Raw genomic sequence first — 23,220 nt, 5'->3', positions numbered from 1 at the left:
CGGTCGAATCCGGTATTTGGAGCGAGTACTCGAGAAGCGTCTCTTCGTCTCGAGAACTGGCGGTCTCGTAGGTAGCGAGCTATTCCGCGCCGGCGCCGCGCGAGGAGAATGCCGACTTACTCGTCCGCGTCGGTCTCGTTTGCGGCCGTCTCGTTGCCGGTCGCGTCGGGGTCGGTCTGGTTGCCGTTCCCTGCCGTCTCATTTCCGTCGCCGTCCCCGTCCTCGCCGTCGGCGATCTCGTCTTCGCCGTCGTCCCGGCGGACCTCGACCACGAGGTCGTCGTCGTAGAGCAGAATCTTCACGAGGTCGGTATCGGGCGTCACCGACACCGCTCTGACGGTCGCCTCCGTTTCGTTCTCGATCTTGGCGACGCGAAAGCTCTGTTCCGTCTGGTCGAGGTGGGGCGCGCTGACGGTCTCCCCCGGGGTGACGGAGTAACTCTGCTCGTAGCTCTGCCGGCCCGACTCGCGTTCGCGCGACTCGAGGAGGATGTTCTGCGTCTCGTCGGCTTCGCTCTGGATCTCGACGGGGATGACGCCCTGCAGCCCGAAGTGCTCCTTGACGCCCTCGATACAGCCCGCGAGTCCCGCGAGGGCCGACGTCGCGGCGAATCCGAGTACCGTACGGCGGTTCACACTCGGTGCTCGGGAGCGGACGACCGTATGCGTTTCTCTTCGCGTACCGCCGCTCTCCGCGATTGTGTGCGATACGATATCGCGGGGCAATTTATACCGTCGCGGCTGAATGTGCCGCTATGGAGAAGACCGCGGTCGACGACGGCGAGATCGAACGCAATCCGAGGGCGGTTCACTCCGTCAGACGGCCGATCTCGCAGGCGCTCGGCTTCACGGACTTCGCGATGAACTATACTGCCGGCTGTAACGGTTCGGAGATTCGCCGTAGCAGTCCGGCGAATCTCCGGCACTGACTTACAGCCGACAGTATTCGAACTCGAGCCCGGCGAGTCCCTCTCGGGCGGGCTTCACACCCACCACGATCAAGCGGAAGTCTTCTACGTGCAAGAGGGGACGGTGACCTTCGACACGCGCTCGCCGGACGGCGAGGCGGACGCGCGGGAGGGCGTCGTCGAGGCGGGCGAGGTGATCCGCTTCGCGCCGGGGGAGTTCCAGCACGGCTACGACGACTCGGACGAGCCGGTCGTCGGCTTCGCCTTCGGCGCGCCCGACGCGAGACGCGACTGGGACCAGATCGAGTCGCTGCTCTACTGCCGGGAGTGCGAAGCCGAGGTCGGACACGGCCTCGAGCTCACCGACGAGGGCGCCTTTTGCATGACCTGTACCGAGTGCGGTAATTCGTTCGTCGCCGACTGATCGCCGGTCGTCCGCCTCGACGATCGTTGCTCCGTCGGACTGCTTCTCGCGACTCGAGGCGCTGGACGGGTTCTCGAGGGCGGTCTCGAGTCCGCTGTTGACATGTTAACGAGCACTTTCTCGGGAGTCTGTGATGCGATACTAAGTATCACGGCAGTTGGTGACATACGACGATACGTCGGCCGACGACGATCCGCTGTGGTGACAGCTACGGGCCGGGGTTCGTCCCCGGTAGGGTTGACCGCAACTACGGTGACACGGATCAATGGCACGAAATACCACGATGGCCGCGATCGGTGTGCTCTCGCTGGGTGCACTGGCAACGGCGAGTCTCGGGTTGTACAGGGTGTTCTCGGTCGTCGCGGCGGCGCTCATCCTCGCGGTGATCGCCTCGGCGACGATCGAGCGAGGGACCGGCGATCCCGATCTGGCGCCGTACACGGCGCTAATCGGAGCGCTAACGGCGTTCTTCCTGATCGGACTGGCCGGCATCTGGCTGACGTGGGCGCCGGGGACCACCGAGTACAGCTACGTCCTCGGCGTCCCGACCGCCACGCTGATCTACTTCGGGTTCATCTGGCTGCTTCCGCTGACCGCGGCGATCTACTACTCGCTGATCTTCGACCGCATCGCCGGCGAGGAGATCGTCGACGACATCGTCGAGTCGGCCCGCGAACGCCAGCGCCGCGAGTCGTTCCCGCTGGCGCCGGAGCAGCCGTCCCGGACCACCGAAGTGGCCGACGGCGGCGAAGTAACGGACGGAGGTGAGGGCGATGAGTAGTCCGCTCGCACCCGCGCCCCTTCAGGAGGGGATCCCCGTCGCCGACGACCCCGTCATCCTCGGGTTCGGCGCGGCGTACCTGCTCATCGTCGTCCTGATCGGCGTCTGGGGCTGGATGCGGACCGAGTCGACGAGCGACTTCCTGATCACCGGCAAGAGCGTCGGGACGTGGGTGCTCGCGATGACCGCGTTCTCGGTGATCCAGTCGGGCTTCGGTTTCGTCGGCGGCCCCGAACTGGTCTACGCGTACGGCACGACCGCGCTGTGGATCTTCTTCACCGCGCCGCTCGGGTTCCTGCTGACGTGGATCGTCCTCGCAAAGCGGATGCGACTGCTGGCGGACGTCCGCAACGTGCTGACGCTGGCCGACGGGATGTACGTCCGCTACGAGAGCGACACCGTCCGGGGGCTGACCGGCCTCGCGGTGATCGTCGGCGTCGTCGCCTACCTCGCGACGAACCTCGCGGCGCTGCAGTTCGTCATGCGCGCCATCTTCGGCATCCCCGTCATCTGGGGGCTGCTCGGCGGGGCCCTCATCCTGCTGCTCTATAGCATGCTCGGGGGGATGATCGCGGGCGTCTGGACGGACTTCCTGCAGGCGCTCACCATGATCACCGGCGCCGTCTTCGTCTTCGCGTACGCGCTGTCGTTCGGCGGCGGCATGGAGAACATCTCCCGGAATCTGGCGAGCGCGGATCCGAACCTGGTCTCGCCGTTCGGCGCGATGGGCGGCGCGACGACGGCCGTCCTCGTCGGCATCGCGTGGTGGATCCTGTTCTCCGTCGGATCGGCCGGCCAGCCCCACCTCATCACGAAGTTCTACATGAGCCGCGACATGACGATCCTCAAGTGGGGCGCCCCCATCGCCGCCATCTCCTACGCGGTCTCGAGCCTGATCGCCTTCTCCGCCGGCTTCTCGATGCGCGCGATGGTCGAGGTCGGTGAGATCGGGGAGACGTTCAGCGCCAGCGAGGTCGGCCCCGTCTTCGTCCTGGAGCAGACGCCGAGCGTCATCGCCGGGCTGATCCTCGCGGCGCTGCTGGCGGCGATCATGTCCACCAGCGACTCGTTCCTCAACATCGGCGCGGCGGCGGTCTCGCGGGACATCCCGCGAGCGCTCGGTCGACCGATCGAGGACGACAGGACGGAACTGCGCGTGACGCAGATCGCGCTGGCCGGGTTGACGGTCCTCGCCACCGGCGTCGTCTACTTCTCCGATACGCTCGTCGGTATCCTCGGAACGATCGGCTGGGGCTTCTTCGCCGCCGCGTTCGTCCCCATCGCCGTCTTCGGCCTGAACTGGAAGGGCGCGACGAAGGAGGGGGCGATCGTCGCCGTCCTCGGTGGCCTCTTCGTCAACATCGTCTTCAGCGCGCTTCCGATGGCGCTCGAGGTCGCCGGACTCGACGGATTGGCGTCGACCATCATGGCGTTCTACGTCTTCCCCGACGTGTTCCCCGTCGGAACGGTCGCGCTGCTCGTCGCCATCGTCCTGTTCGTCGGCGTCTCGCTGGTGACTCAGACCCGACACACCGTCCCGAGCGACCTCCACGCGCTGATCGAACGATGATGGTCGGAACCGATCCCGACTCCGAACCGGAGCCGGACGGAGGATCCGATCCGGAGGGTGACGCCGCGGACGAGACGGAACTCGCGCGGCTCACCCAGTGGCTTCGCCAGCGGCCGAACTCGATCGAGCTGTGGGAGCTCGTGGTGACCGACGAGCGCCTCGTCTGGTGTTTCGTCGGCGAGTCCTACCGCTCGATGCTGTTGCGGGCCGATATGGGTCACCGCGACCGCGCGCTCGTCGACGACAGCCGGCTCGAGGAACTCCTCGGCCTCGACGAGGCGAACTTCGCGGTCCCCCTCGAGCGCCTCGAGTCGATCCGGCTGACGGAGGGGACGCGGTTTCGCCGCGCCAGACTCGAGATCGAGTGGGACGACCGGGCCGGAACGCGCTACGACGGGTCGATGACGCTGGTCAGCACCAGCGACGCCGACCCCCAACGCGATCGCGTGGCCGCCCTCGGTGACGAGCCGCGACTCGAGGGCGTCGCGGTCGGCGTCGAGTCGCCGCGCTGGTCGCTCTTCTGACCGTCCGTCCGGTTTCGGCCGTGCGAGGGAGTCACGACCGCCGCAAGAGTCGCATTATTTTTCACCCTGAACCGAGAGCGGGCACACATGTCCACGGGAGCGACGACGACGGTCGAGATCGACACGACACTGTTTATCACCGTCTCCGGCCCGCCGGGCTGTGGCGCGACGACGCTGTGCGAGCGACTCGCCGACGCGATGGGCTGTCCGTACGTCTCGGGCGGGGAGGTCTTCCGCGAACTCGCCGAGGACCGGGACATGAGCCTGAATCAGCTGACGGCGAAGGCCGACGAGTCAGACGAGATCGACCGCGCGATCGACCAGCGCCTCCAGCAGATCGCCGAGAAGTGGGGGATGGCGAACAAACCCTTCATCCTCGAGTCCCGGCTGGCGGGCTGGCTGGCCGGCGAGCGCGCGGACCTGCGGATCTGGCTCGATGCGCCCGAGGACGTCCGCCTCGAGCGAATCGAGGAGCGCGTCGAGACCGAGGCCGAGATGCGGGTTCGCGAGGTCAGCGAGGCCGGTCGCTATCAGTCGTACTACGACATCGACATCGACGACCGCGAGTTCTACGACTTGAACGTCAACACGGCCCGCTGGGGGAAGGAGGGCGTCTTCAACCTCGTCCGCACCGCGCTCGAGGAGTACGACCCCGACGTCGACGAGGGGGCGTTCTCGACGCCGGACCTGAATCCGTAGCGATTTTCGGTCAATTTTCGTCGGGCCGCGAACGGGCGGTTCGTGTGAGCCGTGAGGCCGGCGAGTCGAACGGGGCGACAGTTCTTTCTTGTCGTGTGTGGGCAGCTAGCACGACATGGCGTACACCGTCACGCTCGAGGGCGAGACGTACGACGCGGCGTCCGAATCGTTCGCGTGGGACGTGCCGGACGACTTCAACGCGGCCGCGGATCTGGTCGGGAAACACGACGACGGTGAGCGGGTCGCGCTGTATCAAGTCGACGACGACGGCGGGCACGAGGCGTACACGTTCGACGAGCTCGACGAGCGTTCGAACGCCGTCGCGAACGCGCTCGCGTCCCGCGGCGTAGAGCGCGAGGATCGAGTCGCGGTCGTCGTCCCGCAAAAGCCCGCGAACGTCCTGACGCATCTGGCGTGCTGGAAGCTAGGCGCGATCTCGCTGCCGCTGTCGGTGCTGTTCGGCGACGACGCGCTCCGCTATCGGCTGACCGACAGCGAGGCCCGCGTCGCCGTCGTCGACGCGAGCCAGTGGCCGACGATGCGCGAGGTCGCGCCCGACTGCCCCGCCCTCGAGTCCGTCCTCGTCGTCGACGGGGGACCCGAAAGCGCGGGCGAGGGAGCCGATACCGCCGCTGACGCGGACACGGACGCGCTCGAGGACGTAACCGTCGAACGGTTCGACGAGGCCGTCGACTGGAGCGAGACGACGTTCGATACCGCGGACACCGACGTCGACACCCCCGCGATCGTCATGTACACCAGCGGCAGCACCGGCGAGCCGAAGGGCGTGCTCCACACTCACGGCGTCTGGCTCGGCCACTGTCCCGCGTTTCAGATGTACTTCGAGCGCGACGTCCGCGACGGCGTCTACTGGACGCCCGCCGACTGGGCCTGGATCGGCGCGCTCGGCGATCTCGTTTTCCCAGCCTGGCACTACGGACGGCCCGTCGTCGGCTACCCGATGGGGTCGTTCGACCCCGAGCGGGCCTACGAGATCATGGCCGAGTTCGACGTGACGAACGCGTTCGTCCCGCCGACCGCCATTCGGATGTTAATGAACGTCGACCGGCCGACCCAGCGGTACGACCTCTCGCTCGAGGCGATCTGTTCGGGCGGCGAACCGCTGACCCGCGAGATCCTCGAGTGGGCCGACGCGGAACTCGCGGGCGTGGCCGTCAACGAACTCTACGGCCAGACGGAGGCGAACCTGCTCGTGACGAACTGCCGGGAGTGGTTCCCCGCGAAGCCGGGCAGCATGGGGAAGCCGGTGTCGGGCCACGACGTCGCCGTCCTCGATCCGGAGACGGGCGAGCGCGTCGAGCGGGGCGATATCGGCGAGATCGCGGTCCGTCGCGGCGACGACCCCGTGATTTTCGAGGAGTACTGGAACGAGCCGGAGAAGACCGAGCGGGTGACCCTCGAGGACGGGCCGGCGGACGAAGCGTGGCACCTGACCGGCGATCTGGCCGAACGCGACGAAGACGGGTATCTGTGGTTCACCTCGCGGGACGACGACCTGATCATCACGAGCGGCTACCGGGTCGCCCCGCGGGAGGTCGAGGAGACGATCCTCGCACACGAGGCGGTCGAACAGGTCGGCGTCGTCGGCGTCCCCGACGAGACCCGCGGGGAGATCATCAAGGCGGTGGTCCAGCCGGTCTCGGGGGAGACGGGTTCGGACGACCTGCGAAGCGAGATTCGCGATCGCGTCCGCGAGAAGCTAGCCGAGTACGAGTATCCGCGCGAGATCGAGTTCGTCGACGAACTGCCGACGACGACGACCGGGAAGATCCGCCGGACGGAGCTGCAGTGACGGTCGCGGTGAGGCGATTCGCGATCGCGGGTATGTACGGATACTACCGCGGTTCACTCGTCGTCCTCACCAGTTCATCCCCGGATCGTCCGCGGCTTGCCGTACCCAAGACGCGACCAGTTCCTCGTCCAGCGCATCCGTCTCCTTCAGATCCAGAGCCTGTCTGTCCGGACCAGTTCCGCCGGGCGGTTCCGGATCGAGGTAGGACCCACTCACGAACGTCAGTTTCACGTGTTTCGAGAAGGCGCTGAACGACGCGAACCATCCGTCGTCCTCGATGCCATAGAACGGCTGGTGATACCTCACCGCGCTGCGGACGTTGGCCACTTCTCGTCGAACGATCTCGTCGAATCGCGTCGCGATCTCCCGCTTCCATCCCGGAAGCGCTGCGATGTAAGCCGCCACCGCTGCCGAGCCATCGGTGTCGTCCTTCCGCCGCGCTGCTCGGTATCGTTTTTGCCGTTCTTCCCACTCCTCTCGCGTCGGAACCTGGTCCGGCAGTTCGATTTCTCCGAAGTCGGCGTCCGCGATGCTGTGCTCCCCCTCTCGCCCGTAGATCGCAGTTACGACCGCGATCGAGTCCGAGCCGTCGGAGGCGGAATGCAGGTCAACGTCTAGGCGCAACGTCTGTCCTCGCCAGTGACGAGCGAAGCCCACCCAGCCGTCGGAGTCGTCGCGGGCGGCTCGCTCGACCCGGAAGAGACCCTGTAACGCCGGGATGACGTCGGCACCCCACTGGAGCCCCTTTTCCGGATCCGTGAACTGAACTCCGTCGTCGTGGTCGCGACGGTAGTAGGGAGCTCTGATCGCTCGGTTCGCCGTCACGATTTCACAGATTTGCTGCGGCGTGAGTGATTCTGACGCACTCATGATCGCTTATAATAGGTCGCGCAGGGTTATCAAGATTCCCGGGTCTCGGGTGAGCGGCAGGCCGAATTTCTCCTCCTCAGGCGAGGAAACGGGGTTTCACGTGATCTTCTGGGAGAGCCGGGTGACCGTGCTGGCCGACCGTCTGGAGACTGAAGACCACCAACGGACGACGACAATGAAGGGCAGCGTAATCAATACGAACCGCGACCGCCCACTCGAGCGCCGTCGAATACGGGCGGGTGAGTCGGTCCGGAACTGCGCTCGCGAGGCCGTCGAAACGCCCTTACTCGCCGTCGGGCGAGTAGTTGGGCGCCTCGTCGGTGATGACGACGTCGTGGGCGTGGCTCTCGGCCTGGCCGGCCGAGGAGACGCGGACGAACTCCGAGCGCTCCTTGAACTCGGGGATCGTCTCCGCGCCGACGTAGCCCATGCCCGACTGCATGCCGCCGGCGAGCTGGTGGAGTTCGGACTTGAGCGTGCCCTTGTACGGCGTCGCGGCCTCGACGCCCTCGGGGACGTACTCGTCGTCCTCGTCGGGCTCTTCTTTCAGGTATCGGTCGCTGTCGCCGGACTTCATGGCGCCGACCGAGCCCATGCCGCGGTACTGCTTGTACTTCTTGCCGTTCATCGTGACCACGCGGCCGGGCGCCTCGTCGGTGCCGGCGAAGTAGGAGCCGAGCATGACCGCGTCCGCGCCGGCGGCGACCGCCTTGATCGCGTCGCCCGAATAGCGGATGCCGCCGTCGGCGATGACCGGGACGTCGTGTTCGGCGGCGACGTCCGCGACCTGCGCGACGGCCGTGATCTGGGGCATCCCCGATCCCGAGACGATGCGGGTCGTACAGATCGAGCCCGGCCCGATGCCGACCTTGATACCGTCCGCGAAGTCGACGAGGTCCTCGGCGGCCTCGCGGGTGCCGACGTTGCCGACCACGACGTCCGCGTCGACGGACTCCTTGATCTCGCGGGCGCCGTCGATGACGTTCAGGTTGTGGGCGTGGGCGGTGTCGATGAAGAGGACGTCGGCGCCGGCCTCGTCGGCGGCCTCGGCTCGATCCCGCTCGAACGGGCTGACGGCGACGCCACAGCGGAGGCGACCGTCCTCGTCGCGAACGGCCTCCTTGTACTCGCGGCGCTGGAGGATGCCCTGCATCGTGACGAGTCCGACCAGGAGGTTCTCGTCGTCGACGACCGGCACGCGCTCGATCTTGTGCTCGTACATCAGGTCGAACGCGTCGCGGGCGTCGATCTCCTCGTGGGCCGTGATGACCTCGTCGGTCATCGCTTCGGTGACCGGGTCGTCCTCGTTGACCTCGAGGTGGGGTCGGATGTCCGTACTCGAGATGATCCCCAGCACTTCGCCGTTGGTGTTGACGACCGGCGCGCCGCCGACGCCGCGGCGAGCCATCCGCTCGTCGACCTCGCGGACCGTCATCTCGGGGTCTGCGGTGACGACCTCCTCGCGGGGAATGATGAGTTCGTCGGCGCTCTTGACGCGCTCGATCTCCTCGACCATCTCGTCGATGTTCATGTTCCGGTGGAGCACGCCGAGTCCGCCCTGCCGGGCCATCGCGATGGCCATGTCGCTCTCGGTGACGGTGTCCATCGCGGCCGAGAGGATCGGCACCGATACCTCGACGTTCTTCGAGACGTTCGAGGTGAGGTCGGCGTCGTCGGGTTCGACGCGGCTCTCCTTCGGTCGAAGGAGCACGTCGTCGAACGTCAGCGCTTCCGGTACGTCCAGCTTTGCAGAATAGGGCTCGTGCTCAGGAATGTCGTTCGCCATGTAAATCGTCCGGCCCCGTCGCGGAAAAACGTTGCGAGTTAGCGTCGGGTGACAAGGAGTACCGGGGCTCTCGAGGTCGGACGCGGCCGACGCGGTCGATTACGAGCCGGCGCGGTTCCGGGCCGTCCGTCGTTCGGGAGTCGACCGCACTCGAGGCGAAGGTCGTCGTCCGAACGCCGGTCGGGGATCGTTTCCGTGGTCCGCAAGGATGTACATTTTCGCGCGAATCTGGCGGCTAGTGTCTGGAATACGGCGGGTTGTGAGACCACGTCCCACACAACGTTTATTGAGAGTCCAGTCGTCCGTTCGGGTATGATCGCTGTGAGTTTCAGTGTCCCCCGAACCGCTGGTCGGACGAGCGTCGAAAGCGACGCCGCCAAATTCCAGTTCGGGAACTTTACACTGAAACTCACAGCGCGAGGCCGCGGTCCGAATCCCACGAATTGGTGGCTCGCCCACCAGTCCGTCCGGGATCGTCCTCCCTATTACCCACCGGCCTCGGGTCACGGCCACCAGCCCTGACCGATGAGTACGTCACGACACCCGGTCGCACTCCGCCTCGAGAGCATCGTCGGCGGCGACGCGCGCCTGTTGGCGCTCGTGATGATGCTGCCGCTGATCGACGGCGTCTTCCCGGCGCTGATCCTCGCGGGCGCCCTGAACGACCCGCTGGGGGCCGTTCAGGTCGGCCTGCTGATCTTCGGCGGCAGCGCCACCGTCGCGGTGATCCTCGCGGAGATGTCCGGCACGCCCCGCGAACAGGCGGCGATCGTCCTGCTGGTCGGCATCCCGCTGATACTGCTGTCGGCCGTGCAGGCGGCGCTGGCGCCGTCGTTCGAGAGCCTGATCGACATCGCCATCTTCGAGCGCTTCGCCGCGCTGGTCATCGCCGCCATCGCGGCCAAGACCGCCAGCGCGACGATCGGCGAGTATCTGCCCAATCCGATCGTCATCATCGGACTGGGGCTGGTCGCCAGCGTCGACCCCAGCGGGGCCACGTTCACCGTGATGAACGACCCCGCGCTCGTCGCGAACGCGACCCTCGCGGCGGCCATCGGCGTCGCTTTCGCGCTGGCGATCGCGCTCGGCGCGCCGTACCTGCGCGACTGCATGGACATCGACCGCTTCCGCTTCGGTAGCGCGGTCGCGCTCGGCCTGCTCCCGCTGTCCCTGCTCGGGATGGCCTTCGGACAGGCCCCGCTGGCCGCCCTGATCGTCGCCGCGGTCTTCGCGATCGACCTGCCGCTCGAGCGCGACTCGAGCGACGCGGCGGACGACGGCCCCGCGATGGCCGTCGATCCGATCGCCGACGGCGGCGACGCCGACGAGAGCGTGGAACTGGACGTCGAACCGGTCGAGGAGCCCGACGACGCCGACGCGGGAACGTATCCGGGCGACGATACGACCGACACCGAAGGGCGCGCCCCGTGGCTGTAGGACGGTTCGGAATCGAAACCACTTTAGGCAGGATGGCCCAACTGGAGAGCGAGGGGTCGTGGCCAAGCCCGGCATGGCGACTGACTCCAGAGGCAACGCGCCCGGGACGAAACTCCAGACTGATATACTGATCGGGCACCTGATCAGTGTCCGTGTGATGACCCTCTGGAGTTCCGAGGCGCACCGGAGATATCAGTCGATCGGGGGTTCAAATCCCTCCGACCCCATTTCCTCATCGCGAACAACATCGTGAGCGATGCGTATTGGAAACGGAGGATTTGAGCCCAGAGGACGAGCGAAGCGAAGTCCTCGTGGTTCAAATCCCTCCGACCCCATTCCTCTGCCGCGAGCAAAACCGCGAGCGGCAGGTATGTCTCGGTGGGATTTGAATCAGGGAGCAGCTCGCTGCGACCGTGGTTCAAATCCCTCCGACCCATCTGAAATAAAAACCGAGGAGCGACTTCTCTCGGGTTCTCGATACACTTCGAACACGGGGTAGTCCGCGTGACGATCACCCCGTGGTCGCCGACCGATACCGAGTCGACGTGTGACCACTGCGGAGCACACGTCTCGGATCAATTCTGCCGCGTGTACGGCGATAACGGCGACCGCGCCCATCGCTGCGGAGAGTGCGATACCTACGCACGACTGAGCCGCGGGTCCGCCGTTGGGAAGGACGTCGCAATTCCGGATCCGGAGACGTCACCCGGTCGGCACGGAGGTGAGCCCGATGTCTGAGCTCGTCCCGGCCAGCGAACTCTACGACGTCGGGAGTCGGATGCCCATCGCCCATCCGGCCCATCAAGCGACCGATCCCGACGTTCGCCGTGCGCTCGAGCAGTTAGAGACTCGAGCTGGATTCTCAATTCGTGCGACTACAGCTTGCATATGGGGGGATCGATGACGGTCGCCGAGAACCGCGAGCGCGGCCACGACGTCGAGAAGAGGGTACGAACTGAGCACCGAAAAGTAACGACTTACAGTGGAAACTGATAGGCTGTAATCCTATCATGGTGTAATATTGAAGCCTGCTTCTTAATGCCCACACAGCCATATCCATCAGTAATGGCTTCGGAAGACGAAGAAATCATTCAGATACTTACAGACTCCATCAATCGTGAAATTTTAATAGCTCTCAATGGTTCCCCTCGCGGCCTCTCTGTAACGGAGATCGCTGGACGACTTTCTTCGGCGGACGGGATGGAACTCGAGCGGACGATCGTCTCGCTCCATCACGAGTACCTTCCCCGACTCGACGAAGTCGGACTCGTCGCGTACGACCACGATGAAAATATCGTCACCGCTGGCTATCGCTCGACGGATGACGCCGATTGGATGGACGTCGAAGCGCTCGACGAACTGCTCTCGCAGTTCGGGACGGGACGGAGATCAGACGAGCGTACCGTCGGACGGCTCGAGGGTCGCGAAGCGGTGTACGAATACTGTCGAGACCTGGCTGACAGAGCCGACGACGAACTCTTTCTGATCTACGCGTCCGACGAATTACTCGACGAGGAGTGTCTCCCGTACGCGGAAGACGCCATTGAGCGCGGCGTTGAACTTCACGCCGGGACGAAAAACCGAGACGCTCGAGAGTTCTTTCGGGAGCGTCTCCCGGAAGCGACGATCTGGGACCCACAGATGGATTGGATGTACGAGCAGGCGAACTATCCCAAGGTGAGCCGGCTCATCGTCGTCGATCGAGAGACTGTCGTCGTCGGCCTCTGGGAGGAGGATGCCACCGGTGCGAAAACGGAGGTCGCGATGATCGGAGAGGGACGAACCAACCCGCTGGTGGTACTCACCCGCGAACTGCTTGGCTCTCGATTGGACCATCTCGATTATCAGAGTGACGAGTTTCTCGAAGGTCTTCCGTTTGAAACGTGAGCAGCGGTCTCGCTGTGGCGACCTCGTTACCGACGTGATTGATTCGCTCGTGGCGTCTCTCCGGCGGTAGCGCACCACTATTCTGGCCGTTCGTCGTCTACGACTCGAGTGCCCTCACTGAACCGCGGCGCCGGTCGGGCGCCGAGACATCGCCTCCAGACTATCGCCGTCAGCGTTCGGCGCCAGGCGGGTTCGAGACGGCATGCGAACAGTCGCTCCCGACCGCAGAGAATCGACGAATCCGTTTCGAGACGGTAGATCGCAAACTGACCGGCGGGCGGTCAGCGATCAGTCGCCGGCGCAGTACGATCGGGAGCCGCTCGAGTCCGAGGCCGGCGCGTTCTCGTCCGCCGGGCGAGCGGTGATCGTCGTCCCGCACTCGGGACAGCTGTAGTGTTCGCGGCCGTCGCGTTGCTCGAGGTTCCAGTCGCCGTCGACTGCGCTCTCGTGGCCGCACTCGAAGCAAAACAGCAGGGCTTTGCTATCGGGCGGTCGGCTGGTGTCCGTCACGGTGGAGTTCATCACCGATGCTAGCTGCCCAACGGTAAAAACGGTGTTGGCCCCGAGAAGGCTTGCCGGCCGATTTCGCCCACGACAGCGGCTAACAGTCATGATTCTCCCTGACACTCGGTGCGTGTTCCCGTCCGCCGACGCCGGGTCACACCCCGTCGCGAGACCGTATCAATCGCCGTCGCGGCTCCCGAAACGAATCACGTTTCCGACGGCTCGCGGACGATCGCGAACCAGAACTCCTCGATCTCGTCGACGAACGAGACGAAGTCCGCCGGCTCGACCGGCTTTCGAACGTAGAAGTCCGCCTCGAGGCCGTGGGACTGGACGATCGCTTCGCCCATCTCCGAACTCGTGAGCACGGCGACGGGAATGTCGGAGAGGATCGGTTCGCCGTCCAGTTCGGCGAGGACGTCCATGCCGCTGGTACCGGGGAGCTGTGGCTCCAGCAGGATGATGTCAGGCGGAGACGCGTCGGCGTACTCGCCGCGCTGGTGGAGAAAATCGAGGGCGGCGTCGCCGTCGGAGACGGCGTGGACGGTGTTCATGAGCTTCGCGTCCCTGAAGTTCTCCGTGAACAGTCGGGTGTCTCCAGGATTCGGCTCGACGAGTAAGATGTCGATTACGTCCTCGATGCTGTCGTTGCCGCTGGTCATAGAGCATAGTTCGCGCCGGACGATAAAACAACGAGGGTGCCGTCCGCGGGCAGTCGTCTCGGCCGACGGAGCCCGACCGTCGCGCGAACGAGTCCGCGGCGACGGCCTTCGAACGATCGTTTCCGGCACCGAAAACCGCACAGTCACGCGCTCCGACGATTCCTGACCGGCGTCTGTACCCGGCTCGGGGCAGTCTCCGGGGTAGTGAACCCGAGAGTGGCCCGCCGCGGTCGGTACAGCGGCCTCGAGACCGGACTCGAGGCGCTGGACGCCAGTCCGTCGGCCCCGGTCCCGTCGAGTCGATCGCCAGCCGCGAACCCCCGCGCTCGTCACCGAGTGGCATAATGCGTGGGTATCATTTAGAGCAGTGGCGCGCGTACGAACGCGCATGAGCACCAGCCGAACGACCGACGCCCGGTCACCGCTGCCGGAACGACTGGTCGGACTGGCCGCCGCGATCGGCGCCTGGATCCTCTGGTCGGGGGTCGTACTGACCGGAACCGGACTGATCGTCGCCAACAACGCCGTCTTCGGGGCGGCGATCGCCTTCTTCGCCGCCTACACCGCGGGGTGGCCCGACGGCGGTCGGCTCCCGAGTATCGCCGCGCCGGCGCTCGTCGTCCTCCTCGGGCTCTGGGTGGTGGCCGCCCCCTTCGTGCTCGAGGCGAGCGTCGATCGGCTCCTCTGGAGTAACGTTATCGCCGGCGCCCTCGTCGCGCTGCTGGCCGCCGGCAGCATCGTCGGCGGTCGTCGATCGACGGGGTCGGCCACCGCCAGCGCCTGACGAGTCGGTGACCGCGACGGTCGTCGGTCGCGTCTCTCGACGGCGACGCCGGACCGCCCGAACGAGCGATGGTATCGACTACAAGCGGTGCTTAGCGAACGATATCCCAAAGAAAACGCAACACAAGCCGGCCTGCATTCCCTGTCGACCAAGCTCGACGCCTTGGTCAGATGACTATTAGCGGCCACTAATATTATAGCTTTTCGATGCCTTCAGAAAGTGCAATCGACGACGGGAACTGCGATAGTCTTACCCGACCGCCCGAGTTTCGATTAGTAAACTTTTCCTGACTTTCAGGATATCTTGGTGGCGGGAAAGGCTACCGGAAACCCAACGAGTCTATGCCCCGTTGTGGTTGGTGACGCTAATGACGACGGTCGTCGAACTCGACATCCCGGCCGACCGTCTCGCGGCCGCTCAGTCGTTCGAACGAGTACCGGAACTCGAGTACCAGATCGGCGGGATGATCGGTGACGCGCCGCCGCTGGTCTGGCTCTCCGGCCCGGATCGGGAGACCGTCCGGGCGGCGCTCGAGACCGATCCCTCGGTCGACGTGATCGCGAGCGTGACCGACGAGACGACGACCGATCGGTCGAGTACCGGCGCGGCCGCCGACCGCGAGCGGTGGCTGTTCCGCCTCGCCTTCGGCGATCGGTTCAAACTCTTCGAACGGATCGTCGCGGAGAACGGCGGAGCGATCCTCGAGGCCAGCGGGAACGACGGCTCGTGGTCGGTGACGTTGCTCTTCCACGATCGGGACTCGCTGTCGGCGTGTTACTCGCTGTTCGACCAGTACGACTTCGGGGTCGACGTGACCCGTCTGACGGGGATCGACGATCTGGCGAGCGCCGGGACGCCGCTCACCGAGACCCAGTACGAGACGATCCGGGCGGCCCACGAACTCGGCTACTTCGAAGTTCCGCGCCGGATCACGCTCAAGGAACTCGCGGCGGAACTCGACGTCTCACACCAGGCGCTGTCGGAACGGCTCCGCCGGTGTCACGCCGCGCTCGTCAACGCGGAGTTGACCGGCGGACTGAGGCCGACCGCGATCGATCCGTAATCGCCGGGCTCGCCCCGCCGGGCCGATTCGAGACGCGAGTCGAACGGACGATTACCGTTCTCTGCGCACCACTCGAATTATGCCTGGGTAATAGTCTACCTCGCCTAATTCGGGGACGTATGTCCACTAAGATCTAGAATAAGGTCGAATATACCTCGATGAACAGCTTTATTACTGGACGGAACGAAACGTAAGGTGTCGGCGCGATGCCGACTCCGCGACGAGCTACCGAGTGCGATACGCGCCGGTGGATCACTCGTGCTCAATCACAGCGGTCACTCGTGGCTGTGTGACCGTCTTTCACCCTTTCTCCCGGACTTCGAGTTCGGACGCACGGGAATCCGAGCCGCGAGACGGTCATTGGCCGGAACGACCAAGTTATTAACCGACCCCGACGACACGTCTCCTATCGACGATGGCGGACACTGCGTCCCGAAGCGGGTGCACCGACGCGGGACACTCCTCGCGCGGAGCTGAACCGAACGACGAACAGTCGGAACTCGAGCCGGACGATATCTTCCATATCCTCCAGACCAGCCGTCGGCGCCACGTGCTCCGGTATCTCCGACGCGCGGGCGAGCCGATGACGCTTCGCGACCTCGCCGAGCGGATCGCCGCCGACGAACACGAGACGACCGTCGAGAACCTGACCTCCGACCAGCGCCAGCGGGTCTACATCTCCCTCTACCAGTCGCACCTGCCGAAACTCGACACGCGCGGGATCGTCGACTACGACAAGGATCGGGGGATCGTCGAGTCGACGCCGATGGCCGCTCAGTTCGATCCGTACCTCTCGGGACTCGAGTCGGGGTCGACCGATCCGTGGCCGCGTCGGTACGCGGGAACGGTGGGCGGCTGTGCGCTGCTCGCGGTCGCGACGGCCGGCGGCCTGCTGCCGATTCCGTGGTTCGCGGTCTCGTCGGTCGTCCTCTTAGCGGTCGCCGCCGTGACGGCGATCCACTGGTATTCGGAACTGATCGCGTCCTAGACGGCGTGCGGCAGCTTCTCGGTACCGAATATCGCGAAGGCGGAAAGAGGAAGGAAGCGACCGAGAACGCGGCGGCGCCCGACGAAGTCGACGACCGTCAGTCGGCACGGGAGCCGAGCGCCGTCGCGTTCGGATCGGCGGCGATCTCGGTCTCGAGGACGCGGTGGGCGTAGAAGACGACCGAGAAGTCCTGCGGACTGGGAACCGAGCAGGCGAGCCAGCCGATCGCGACGGCCATCGCGATCGGCGAGTCGGCCGGGATGGCGCCCCCGAACCCGGCCGCGAAGACGGGAACGGCGAGGAGGACGGGCGCCAGCGCCGCGGCGCGAAGGTGGACCGCCGGTTCGCGACCGGTCGGCCGGGGCTCGACGACGGCCCACGGACAACACGTCAGCAGGCCGATGATGCCGTCGGTTCGACCGGGGAGGTAGGAGACCGTGTGATCGATCCCGGCGAGCCGCAAGACGAGGGCGTGGGCCCACTCGTGGACCGCCAGTCCGACGACTACCGCGAGGGCGAGGGCGGGGGCGGCGACGACCACATCCGTACCGATCATGGGGGAGCGACGTGAGATGCACACCTGTTCGCTCGACCCGGTTCGGGTCGACAGTCATCTCACGCAACCGGTGAGACGAACCAGCCGAGGAAGGCGATCCGGATTCACCTGTGGGTCTATTAAGTTCGGCGCGACGCCGCGAATCGTCTCCGTCCCGCGTTCGCCCCCGGAAGCTGCCGCTCGGCAAGGGTTAAGTACTGTTGTGTGGCAACATCCGACATGGTGTCTTCCCAACCACTGGAGTTCGGCCACGACGACCGGAGACGGATCTACGAGTACGTCGAGCGCCACGGGGCGGTCGCTCCGGACGACGCCCGGTCGGAGCTACGCATCGACCCCAGCGGCTTCCGCCACCACGTCGCGATCCTCAAACGCGACGGGCGCCTCGAGGCGACGGACGGAACGCTCCGGGTGGTTCTCGACGCCGGCGCCGAGGAGGAGTACGTCGCCGACGACCTCGAGTTCCACGTCCGGCCGGCCAGACAGGAAGACCTCTCGGGGATCGTCGGCGCGATCCGGCAGGTCGCCGAGGAGAAGACCTACATCGAAGCCGAGAGCGTCGCCGACGAGATCGACCACGAGGAGGCCCTGCTCCGGCACAACGAACTCGAGTCCCGGATGTTCTTCGTCGCGACAGTCGACGAGGACGTCGTCGGCTGGGTCCACCTCCACGCGCCGGAGTTAGAGAAGTTGTCCCACACCGCCGAGCTCACCGTCGGCGTCCTGGAGGAGTACCGCGGCCACGGGCTCGGCTCGCACCTCCTCTCGCGGGGCCTCGAGTGGGCCGGCTCTCGGGGCTACGAGCGGGTCTACCAGAGCGTCCCCTCGAGCAACGACGACGCCATCGCCTTCCTCGAAGCGCACGACTGGGAGATCGAAGCGGTCCGCGAGGACCACTACAAGCTCAACGGCCACTACGTCGACGAGGTGATGCTGGCTATCGAGCTCTGAGTCGACAATTCGATTTATATAACCGTCCCTGAAACGGGGAGGTATGCGTTCTGCTACCCCCGCTCGGCTCGACCGGGTGGATTGGGGCGAATCGACCGCCGCGATCGTCGCCATGGGGCTCGCGCTGGCGGTCGCCGGGATCGTCCGGACGCTCGAGACGCCGGTCTCGCAGCCGGTCGTCGCGTTCGAACTGTTCGTCTCGTTGCTCGTTCCGACCGGGCTGGCCACCGGCGGCTACTGGCTCGCCAGCCGGAACGTCTCGTCGGATATCCGCTGGCGAGCCGTGACCCGGGTGTCGATCGGGATCGTCGTCGCCTGCGGGCTCGCCGCCTGGCTGACGGCGTACGTGACCCTCGAGGGCGGCGCGATCCGCGATCCGCTCTCGCTGCTGACGACGCTGGCCGCCGTCGGCGGTGCGACCGGCTTCGCCACCGCCGTTCGGGAGCCGCTGGGCGTCGCGTCGTCCGATTCGATCGCCTCGAGCGTTTCCGCCTCCGCAGGTGCGGCCGAGACCGAGTCACCGGTCGAAACCGAACCGCCGGCCGCGGCCGAGCCGAACGAGGACACCGCGCAGTCGTCGGCCACGACCGGTTCGCCGATCGAACCGACGATGGAACGGCCGACGGCGGCCGCTGCCGCCACCGTGACGACCGCGCTCGAGTCGACGACCGATACCGTCCCGACGACCGATCGGTCGACCGACGGTGCCACGGCCGATTCCGATGCGTCGACGACCGCCGGGACGGGGGCTGACGCCGAGGTATCGCAGACGGTCAGCGCGGCGATCCCTTCGGAGTCGGAGGCGGGAACGTCACCCGCCATCTGGAACGACACCAGTCCCGAGGGCCGAACCGCCGCCCCCGCGCGTCCCGTGGAGCCACCCGAACCCGCGGCGGACGGCGATTCCGTCCACGATACGTTCGAGACACCCGATCGCGACGCGTTCGACGGCGCTCCCGACTCGCCGGACCCCCTCGAGTCGCCGACGCCGAGACGGGATCCGGGCGTCGACGCCGTCGCGGCCGTTCCGTCGACGGCGGAAACGGTCCTCGAAGTGCTACGGAACGAACGATCTCGACTCGCCCTGGCCGTCCTCTACCACGAGTGGGACGGCCAGGCGCGCTCGGTCGACGCGCTCGCCCGCGCGGTCTCCTATCACACGGACGACTCCGCCGACGCGGTCGCGGCCGGGCTCACCCACGCGACGCTCCCCCGACTCGCCGAGATTCGGGCCGTCGACTGGGATCCCCACGCGAATCGCGTCTCGGCGTCGGACCACGCCGTCTTCGAAGAAGGCGTTCGCGAAGCGTCCGTGCTGCTCGAGTCGTTCGAACCGGGAACGAGGTAACGACGGGACCGGCGGTCAGTTCGGATCGCCCCGCTACGCGGGACTCTCCTCTTCTTCGGCGATCTCGAACAGCTGATCGTAGCCCTCGTCCTCGGACAACTGCCGCTCGATATCCTCGAGTACCCCGCTAGTGACCGCCTCCGCGACGACGTCCGTCACGACCCGCGCGTGGAAGGCGGCGTCGGCCCGGTCGTCCTCGTCGATCTCCTCGCGCTCGGCGACGCGGTCGACGAACTCGCCGAAGTCGAACCGCTCGACGTCGTCGACCTCCTCGAGGAACCGGCCGAGTTCGTCGGGGAGTTGCGCGCCGAGGTTCTCGGCGTCGTCTGGCTGGACGCGCTCGGAGAGGGTCGTCAGGGTCGCCCGCGAAACGCTCAGCGCGGCCTCTCGGGAGTCGAGCTGTGCGCGGTGCTGGACTTCGCCGATAAAGTCGTCGTACTGCATGTTCGACGGTGGCGTCGTCGCGGGGAAAGCCGTGATCCCTTCAGTCGAAGGTCGGCCGCTCAGCGCTCGTCCGTAGGCGCCGTCGGGTCGTCCGACGCCGCGGACGTTTCGCTGTCCGGCACCCGCTGGCCCCAGAAGCCCTCGTACTTTCGGACCGCGAGATCGCCCTCGACTCGCGTCTGGCACGACAGCCGGAGCCCGGCGTCGGGATCGTGCGGCGGGATCGCGAGGCGGCGGCGTTCGGCCGCGGTCGGTTCGCTCGCGTCGCCCTCGATCGCGACGGCGCAGGTCCCGCAGGTGCCGTGTCCGCGACAGTTGAGCCAGTTCGCGCGACCGTTGTGCGGCGACTCGCCCGCTTCGAGGAGGACGTCGCGGAGGATCCGTCCGCGTTCGCACTCGATCTCTCGTCCGCGAAACTCGATCGTCGGCATGTCGACCGGTACGACGCGCGGCGGCTTCGTTCTTTGCCGCCCGCGGCCGCTCGAGTCGAACGTCTCTCGGCGGGTCGCGCCCGCCGTCGGAGAATCCCCAATCGAAAGGCAATTTTGCGCCACGCGAGTACCGAACGGTATGCTTTCGATCGCGCTTGCCGGAAAGCCCAACGCCGGCAAGTCCACGTTCTACACCGCGGCGACGATGGCCGACGTCGACGTCGCCAACTACCCCTTCACGACGATCGACGCCAACCGCGGCGTCAGCTACGTCCGGACCGAGTGCCCCTGCCTCGAGCGCGAGGAGCGCTGTAACGCCGACAACTGCGAGGACGGCAAGCGCTACGTCCCGATCGAACTGATCGACGTGGCGGGGCTGGTGCCGGGCGCCCACGAGGGGAAGGGCCTCGGAAATCAGTTCCTCGACGAACTCACCAACGCCGACGTCATCGTCAACGTGATCGACGCCTCCGGCGGCACCAACGAGAAGGGCGAACCCGTCGACATCGGCGAGCACGACCCGCTCGAGGACATCGACTTCGTCGAGGAGGAGATGGACCTCTGGCTGGCCGGCATCGTCGAGCGCAACTGGGAGTCCGTCGAGCGCAAGTCCCGCTCGCCCGACTTCGACATCGACGACGTCCTGGCGGACATGCTCTCGGGCTTCGGCGCGTCGCCCAAACAGATCGCCGTCGTCCTCCGGGAACTCGACTACCCCGAGGACCCGATCCAGTGGGAGGACGACCACCGCGAGGAACTCGCGCGGCTGGTCCGCGAGCGGACCAAACCGATCGTCGTCGCCGCGAACAAGATCGACGTCGCCCCCGAGGAGAACGTCGAGAAACTGCTCGACCTCGACAAGCCCGTCATCCCCACGACCGCCGAGGGCGAACTCGCCCTTCGACGCGCCGCCGACAACGGGTTAGTCGACTACGACCCCGGCGACGAGACGCTGGCGATCGGCGACGACGTCAACGACGCCCAGCGCGGCGCCCTCGAGGACCTGGCCGAGACGATGGCCGAGCACGGCGGCACCGGCGTCCAGGGCGCGCTGAACTACGCGGTCTACGACCTGCTCGAGCACCTCACCGCCTATCCGGTCGAGGACGCCGCGAAGTGGTCCGACGGGAGCGGCAACATCCTGCCCGACGCTTTCCTGCTGCCCGACGGCTCGACGCCGGTCGATCTGGCCTACGCCGTCCACTCCGACATCGGCGACGGCTACCTCCACGCCGTCAACGCGAAGACGAACCGAGAGGTCGGCGAGGAGTACGAACTCGAGGAGGGCGACGTGATCAAGATCGTGAGCACCAATTGACAAACAATCCTCATAGCTCTACATATTTTCGTCGAGAACAGCGTTCAGTATCGGTCGAGTAGTGAACGGTCGGAGGTTAATTATGTTGAAATCATCTACTGGTCAATTTCTTCATGCACTGACTCACCCTTCCCGGGCTTCGATTCCCATTCCCACTCATCTTCAACTCTAATACGACCATCGTCGAGAAGTTCGACATCACCGATGGAGTGGCCGGTAGCGGTTTCGTTTTCTGTATTTATTTGAGTGTACCGGATATTCCACTGTTCCCCATCGAAGGTTCCAACCAAATGTCCGTCCACAACACTGCCACCAGAATAGTTCGCGTATATTCGTTCGCCGTTCTGCTCGAAGTGAAAGATGGTATCTGCACCCACTTCTCCGCCTTCATCATTTGCAACGCTAGCAAGTGTCCGTCCATCCAGTGAAATATCGTCTGCCATACGCTACCTGTGTCAGCTCAGCGAATAATACTTCTGCCGTTCCATTCGCATCTGCAGTGACCGCGAAGATCGAAGCAGATGGAATTTATACGTTGTGCACACTGTGTGTACTCAAAAATAGTAATCAAGATCGTGAGTACGAACTGATAAAACTGGAACCGTAGCGCGTTACTCGTTTTCGAGCGCGTCGTAGATATCTCGGTTCGCGTCCCGGTCTGCCGCTGCTACTCGCTGGACGAGTTCTCGTCGGATATCGTCCATCACCTCATCGAGCGGGGAGCCGGACTCCGAACCTTCCTCGGTCGCCATGTTTAGATTATCGTCCCGACTGCGGTTAATCGTTCGGGTTAGACGAGCCACCGGTTAGTTCATCCAGTCCGTACTGGATGAGGTCGTCGCGCCATTGTTCGATCTCTCCCGCGAGGTTGATCTCTTCAGTGTGTGAACGCAGATATTCGACGGTTTTCGCTTCATCGACGGTCGCTTGATCGGTGCCGAACTGCTTGAGAATCGTCCTGATCTCGTCGTCGTACGTGAATCGATATCCGTTGAGAAAGTAGAATACAACCGTCGTGTTGAGCGCAGTGCGCTTGTTTGCATCGACGAACGGGTGGTTCGCCACCAACAGTCTGAGGGGTGAAACGCTTTCTCGTGAATCGTCTCGGGTACCGTCTCGAAACTCCCGTTCTCGACGTAGTTCAGGGCAAACTCGATATCGCCACGATTCTGGACGCCAGCGTGCGTGTCGGAATACTCCGATACAATATCGTCGTGGATGTCGAGAACGTCGTCGACTGACGGGTACCAGAACGAATCAGCCATTCATTTCGCCGTTTAGACCGCGCCCGGGGTAATCCTTGCTATCAACTTTTATCCGTTGTGTACACCGTGTCGACTCCGTATCGGTAATCAAGATCGTGAGTACGAACTGACAATGTGCCAATAATAAGGCTCAGTATTTGCGTTTTAGCCGGGCACAGCGAGCTGGACGGGTACCAGAACGAATCAGCCATTCATTTCGCCGTTTAGA

At 65.3% G+C, this 23,220-nt stretch carries 24 protein-coding genes, 1 tRNA gene and 2 pseudogenes; 16 read left to right on the top strand and 11 right to left on the bottom strand.

Annotated elements, in window-relative coordinates; genetic code table 11:
• Positions 1 to 116: 116 nt before the first annotated feature.
• Complete coding sequence (locus tag HTZ84_RS06375) at positions 117 to 635, bottom strand: hypothetical protein (protein ID WP_174679905.1); 519 nt, start codon at positions 633 to 635, stop codon at positions 117 to 119.
• Positions 636 to 754: 119 nt separating this feature from the next.
• On the opposite strand from HTZ84_RS06375, the pseudogene HTZ84_RS06370 reads away from it, so the two are divergent.
• From HTZ84_RS06370 to HTZ84_RS06345, 6 genes and pseudogenes are all read left to right on the top strand, one after another.
• Positions 755 to 1,331: pseudogene (locus tag HTZ84_RS06370) on the top strand (cupin domain-containing protein).
• A 265-nt stretch (positions 1,332 to 1,596) separates the two neighbouring features.
• On the top strand, positions 1,597 to 2,112 hold the full coding sequence (locus HTZ84_RS06365; RefSeq protein ID WP_174679904.1) for a hypothetical protein: 516 nt from the start codon (positions 1,597 to 1,599) through the stop codon (positions 2,110 to 2,112).
• Entirely contained in the window at positions 2,105 to 3,682 is a 1,578-nt protein-coding gene (locus HTZ84_RS06360) for a sodium:solute symporter family transporter (RefSeq protein WP_174679903.1), read from the top strand. The genes HTZ84_RS06365 and HTZ84_RS06360 overlap by 8 nt, the downstream gene beginning before the upstream one ends.
• Positions 3,679 to 4,206 (top strand): hypothetical protein, encoded by a 528-nt coding sequence (locus HTZ84_RS06355; protein ID WP_174679902.1) that lies wholly within the window; start codon positions 3,679 to 3,681, stop codon positions 4,204 to 4,206. Before HTZ84_RS06360 ends, HTZ84_RS06355 begins: the two co-directional genes overlap by 4 nt.
• An 87-nt stretch (positions 4,207 to 4,293) precedes the next feature.
• Entirely contained in the window at positions 4,294 to 4,905 is a 612-nt protein-coding gene (gene cmk / locus HTZ84_RS06350) for a (d)CMP kinase (protein ID WP_174679901.1), read from the top strand.
• A gap of 115 nt (positions 4,906 to 5,020) precedes the next feature.
• Complete coding sequence (locus HTZ84_RS06345) at positions 5,021 to 6,718, top strand: acyl-CoA synthetase (protein ID WP_174679900.1); 1,698 nt, start codon at positions 5,021 to 5,023, stop codon at positions 6,716 to 6,718.
• Between the two features lie 66 nt (positions 6,719 to 6,784).
• Here the strand turns inward: HTZ84_RS06345 and HTZ84_RS06340 are convergent, their stop codons facing one another.
• Complete coding sequence (locus HTZ84_RS06340; RefSeq protein WP_174679899.1) at positions 6,785 to 7,588, bottom strand: DUF1801 domain-containing protein; 804 nt, start codon at positions 7,586 to 7,588, stop codon at positions 6,785 to 6,787.
• 283 nt (positions 7,589 to 7,871) lie between these two features.
• Positions 7,872 to 9,374 (bottom strand): IMP dehydrogenase, encoded by a 1,503-nt coding sequence (gene guaB / locus HTZ84_RS06335; RefSeq protein WP_174679898.1) that lies wholly within the window; start codon positions 9,372 to 9,374, stop codon positions 7,872 to 7,874.
• 525 nt (positions 9,375 to 9,899) lie between these two features.
• Between guaB and HTZ84_RS06330 the strand changes: the two genes are divergently transcribed.
• From HTZ84_RS06330 to HTZ84_RS06320, 4 genes are all read left to right on the top strand, one after another.
• A complete protein-coding gene (locus HTZ84_RS06330) occupies positions 9,900 to 10,811 on the top strand; it encodes a DUF5794 domain-containing protein (RefSeq protein ID WP_174679897.1) in 912 nt (303 codons plus the stop codon).
• A gap of 52 nt (positions 10,812 to 10,863) precedes the next feature.
• Positions 10,864 to 11,038: transfer RNA gene (locus HTZ84_RS06325), tRNA-Trp, on the top strand.
• A 277-nt stretch (positions 11,039 to 11,315) separates the two neighbouring features.
• The gene (locus tag HTZ84_RS22785) at positions 11,316 to 11,549 is read left to right on the top strand and encodes a DUF7563 family protein (protein WP_309138858.1); all 234 of its coding nucleotides are present in this window, start codon (positions 11,316 to 11,318) and stop codon (positions 11,547 to 11,549) included.
• 327 nt (positions 11,550 to 11,876) lie between these two features.
• Positions 11,877 to 12,698 (top strand): DUF7344 domain-containing protein, encoded by an 822-nt coding sequence (locus HTZ84_RS06320; protein WP_174679896.1) that lies wholly within the window; start codon positions 11,877 to 11,879, stop codon positions 12,696 to 12,698.
• Positions 12,699 to 12,986: 288 nt separating this feature from the next.
• Here HTZ84_RS06320 and HTZ84_RS06315 read toward each other — a convergent pair whose 3' ends face one another.
• On the bottom strand, positions 12,987 to 13,220 hold the full coding sequence (locus HTZ84_RS06315; RefSeq protein WP_174679895.1) for a hypothetical protein: 234 nt from the start codon (positions 13,218 to 13,220) through the stop codon (positions 12,987 to 12,989).
• A gap of 188 nt (positions 13,221 to 13,408) precedes the next feature.
• Complete coding sequence (locus HTZ84_RS06310) at positions 13,409 to 13,864, bottom strand: response regulator (RefSeq protein WP_174679894.1); 456 nt, start codon at positions 13,862 to 13,864, stop codon at positions 13,409 to 13,411.
• Between the two features lie 388 nt (positions 13,865 to 14,252).
• Here HTZ84_RS06310 and HTZ84_RS06305 point away from each other — a divergent pair, with 388 nt between their 5' ends.
• From HTZ84_RS06305 to HTZ84_RS06295, 3 genes are all read left to right on the top strand, one after another.
• Positions 14,253 to 14,648 carry an SPW repeat domain-containing protein gene (locus tag HTZ84_RS06305; protein WP_174679893.1) on the top strand — a complete coding sequence of 132 codons (396 nt, stop codon included), beginning with the start codon at positions 14,253 to 14,255 and terminating at the stop codon, positions 14,646 to 14,648.
• Positions 14,649 to 15,015: 367 nt separating this feature from the next.
• Positions 15,016 to 15,711 (top strand): helix-turn-helix domain-containing protein, encoded by a 696-nt coding sequence (locus tag HTZ84_RS06300; RefSeq protein WP_174679892.1) that lies wholly within the window; start codon positions 15,016 to 15,018, stop codon positions 15,709 to 15,711.
• Between the two features lie 415 nt (positions 15,712 to 16,126).
• The gene (locus tag HTZ84_RS06295) at positions 16,127 to 16,699 is read left to right on the top strand and encodes a DUF7344 domain-containing protein (RefSeq protein WP_174679891.1); all 573 of its coding nucleotides are present in this window, start codon (positions 16,127 to 16,129) and stop codon (positions 16,697 to 16,699) included.
• Between the two features lie 97 nt (positions 16,700 to 16,796).
• Here the strand turns inward: HTZ84_RS06295 and HTZ84_RS06290 are convergent, their stop codons facing one another.
• A complete protein-coding gene (locus HTZ84_RS06290; protein WP_174679890.1) occupies positions 16,797 to 17,255 on the bottom strand; it encodes a hypothetical protein in 459 nt (152 codons plus the stop codon).
• 219 nt (positions 17,256 to 17,474) lie between these two features.
• On the opposite strand from HTZ84_RS06290, the gene HTZ84_RS06285 reads away from it, so the two are divergent.
• Together HTZ84_RS06285 and HTZ84_RS06280 are read left to right on the top strand one after the other, a co-directional pair.
• On the top strand, positions 17,475 to 18,206 hold the full coding sequence (locus HTZ84_RS06285) for a GNAT family N-acetyltransferase (protein ID WP_174679889.1): 732 nt from the start codon (positions 17,475 to 17,477) through the stop codon (positions 18,204 to 18,206).
• Between the two features lie 43 nt (positions 18,207 to 18,249).
• The gene (locus HTZ84_RS06280; RefSeq protein WP_174679888.1) at positions 18,250 to 19,554 is read left to right on the top strand and encodes a hypothetical protein; all 1,305 of its coding nucleotides are present in this window, start codon (positions 18,250 to 18,252) and stop codon (positions 19,552 to 19,554) included.
• A 33-nt stretch (positions 19,555 to 19,587) separates the two neighbouring features.
• Here the strand turns inward: HTZ84_RS06280 and HTZ84_RS06275 are convergent, their stop codons facing one another.
• On the bottom strand, positions 19,588 to 19,998 hold the full coding sequence (locus HTZ84_RS06275; protein ID WP_174679887.1) for a DUF2267 domain-containing protein: 411 nt from the start codon (positions 19,996 to 19,998) through the stop codon (positions 19,588 to 19,590).
• A 59-nt stretch (positions 19,999 to 20,057) separates the two neighbouring features.
• Positions 20,058 to 20,429, bottom strand: a complete 372-nt coding sequence (locus tag HTZ84_RS06270; RefSeq protein ID WP_174679886.1) for a 2Fe-2S iron-sulfur cluster-binding protein — start codon at positions 20,427 to 20,429, stop codon at positions 20,058 to 20,060.
• Positions 20,430 to 20,568: 139 nt separating this feature from the next.
• Here HTZ84_RS06270 and HTZ84_RS06265 point away from each other — a divergent pair, with 139 nt between their 5' ends.
• Positions 20,569 to 21,747 (top strand): redox-regulated ATPase YchF, encoded by a 1,179-nt coding sequence (locus HTZ84_RS06265; RefSeq protein ID WP_174679885.1) that lies wholly within the window; start codon positions 20,569 to 20,571, stop codon positions 21,745 to 21,747.
• A gap of 95 nt (positions 21,748 to 21,842) precedes the next feature.
• On the opposite strand, the gene HTZ84_RS06260 is transcribed toward HTZ84_RS06265, so the two are convergent.
• From HTZ84_RS06260 to HTZ84_RS23160, 3 genes and pseudogenes are all read right to left on the bottom strand, one after another.
• Positions 21,843 to 22,190 (bottom strand): hypothetical protein, encoded by a 348-nt coding sequence (locus HTZ84_RS06260; RefSeq protein WP_174679884.1) that lies wholly within the window; start codon positions 22,188 to 22,190, stop codon positions 21,843 to 21,845.
• Between the two features lie 168 nt (positions 22,191 to 22,358).
• Positions 22,359 to 22,499 (bottom strand): hypothetical protein, encoded by a 141-nt coding sequence (locus tag HTZ84_RS06255; protein WP_006087969.1) that lies wholly within the window; start codon positions 22,497 to 22,499, stop codon positions 22,359 to 22,361.
• Positions 22,500 to 22,524: 25 nt separating this feature from the next.
• Positions 22,525 to 23,012 (bottom strand): annotated as a pseudogene (locus tag HTZ84_RS23160) (type II toxin-antitoxin system death-on-curing family toxin).
• Between the last annotated feature and the right edge of the window lie 208 nt (positions 23,013 to 23,220).

This window comes from Haloterrigena gelatinilytica, from assembly GCF_013342145.1.
Taxonomy (GTDB): domain Archaea; phylum Halobacteriota; class Halobacteria; order Halobacteriales; family Natrialbaceae; genus Haloterrigena; species Haloterrigena gelatinilytica.
The sequence above is the reverse complement of the archived record's forward strand: the minus strand, read 5'-3'. Positions and strand labels throughout refer to the sequence as shown.

What these genes read in the sequence shown, in the direction of transcription:
- HTZ84_RS06365 (WP_174679904.1), top strand. Translation starts at nt 1,597, where the DNA reads ATGGCACGAAATACCACGATGGCCGCGATCGGTGTGCTCTCGCTGGGT.
- HTZ84_RS06360 (WP_174679903.1), top strand. Translation starts at nt 2,105, where the DNA reads ATGAGTAGTCCGCTCGCACCCGCGCCCCTTCAGGAGGGGATCCCCGTC.
- HTZ84_RS06355 (WP_174679902.1), top strand. Translation starts at nt 3,679, where the DNA reads ATGATGGTCGGAACCGATCCCGACTCCGAACCGGAGCCGGACGGAGGA.
- cmk (WP_174679901.1), top strand. Translation starts at nt 4,294, where the DNA reads ATGTCCACGGGAGCGACGACGACGGTCGAGATCGACACGACACTGTTT.
- HTZ84_RS06345 (WP_174679900.1), top strand. Translation starts at nt 5,021, where the DNA reads ATGGCGTACACCGTCACGCTCGAGGGCGAGACGTACGACGCGGCGTCC.
- HTZ84_RS06340 (WP_174679899.1), bottom strand. Translation starts at nt 7,588, where the DNA reads ATGAGTGCGTCAGAATCACTCACGCCGCAGCAAATCTGTGAAATCGTG.
- guaB (WP_174679898.1), bottom strand. Translation starts at nt 9,374, where the DNA reads ATGGCGAACGACATTCCTGAGCACGAGCCCTATTCTGCAAAGCTGGAC.
- HTZ84_RS06330 (WP_174679897.1), top strand. Translation starts at nt 9,900, where the DNA reads ATGAGTACGTCACGACACCCGGTCGCACTCCGCCTCGAGAGCATCGTC.
- HTZ84_RS06320 (WP_174679896.1), top strand. Translation starts at nt 11,877, where the DNA reads ATGGCTTCGGAAGACGAAGAAATCATTCAGATACTTACAGACTCCATC.
- HTZ84_RS06315 (WP_174679895.1), bottom strand. Translation starts at nt 13,220, where the DNA reads ATGAACTCCACCGTGACGGACACCAGCCGACCGCCCGATAGCAAAGCC.
- HTZ84_RS06310 (WP_174679894.1), bottom strand. Translation starts at nt 13,864, where the DNA reads ATGACCAGCGGCAACGACAGCATCGAGGACGTAATCGACATCTTACTC.
- HTZ84_RS06305 (WP_174679893.1), top strand. Translation starts at nt 14,253, where the DNA reads ATGAGCACCAGCCGAACGACCGACGCCCGGTCACCGCTGCCGGAACGA.
- HTZ84_RS06300 (WP_174679892.1), top strand. Translation starts at nt 15,016, where the DNA reads ATGACGACGGTCGTCGAACTCGACATCCCGGCCGACCGTCTCGCGGCC.
- HTZ84_RS06295 (WP_174679891.1), top strand. Translation starts at nt 16,127, where the DNA reads ATGGCGGACACTGCGTCCCGAAGCGGGTGCACCGACGCGGGACACTCC.
- HTZ84_RS06290 (WP_174679890.1), bottom strand. Translation starts at nt 17,255, where the DNA reads ATGATCGGTACGGATGTGGTCGTCGCCGCCCCCGCCCTCGCCCTCGCG.
- HTZ84_RS06285 (WP_174679889.1), top strand. Translation starts at nt 17,475, where the DNA reads ATGGTGTCTTCCCAACCACTGGAGTTCGGCCACGACGACCGGAGACGG.
- HTZ84_RS06280 (WP_174679888.1), top strand. Translation starts at nt 18,250, where the DNA reads ATGCGTTCTGCTACCCCCGCTCGGCTCGACCGGGTGGATTGGGGCGAA.
- HTZ84_RS06275 (WP_174679887.1), bottom strand. Translation starts at nt 19,998, where the DNA reads ATGCAGTACGACGACTTTATCGGCGAAGTCCAGCACCGCGCACAGCTC.
- HTZ84_RS06270 (WP_174679886.1), bottom strand. Translation starts at nt 20,429, where the DNA reads ATGCCGACGATCGAGTTTCGCGGACGAGAGATCGAGTGCGAACGCGGA.
- HTZ84_RS06265 (WP_174679885.1), top strand. Translation starts at nt 20,569, where the DNA reads ATGCTTTCGATCGCGCTTGCCGGAAAGCCCAACGCCGGCAAGTCCACG.
- HTZ84_RS06260 (WP_174679884.1), bottom strand. Translation starts at nt 22,190, where the DNA reads ATGGCAGACGATATTTCACTGGATGGACGGACACTTGCTAGCGTTGCA.
- HTZ84_RS06255 (WP_006087969.1), bottom strand. Translation starts at nt 22,499, where the DNA reads ATGGCGACCGAGGAAGGTTCGGAGTCCGGCTCCCCGCTCGATGAGGTG.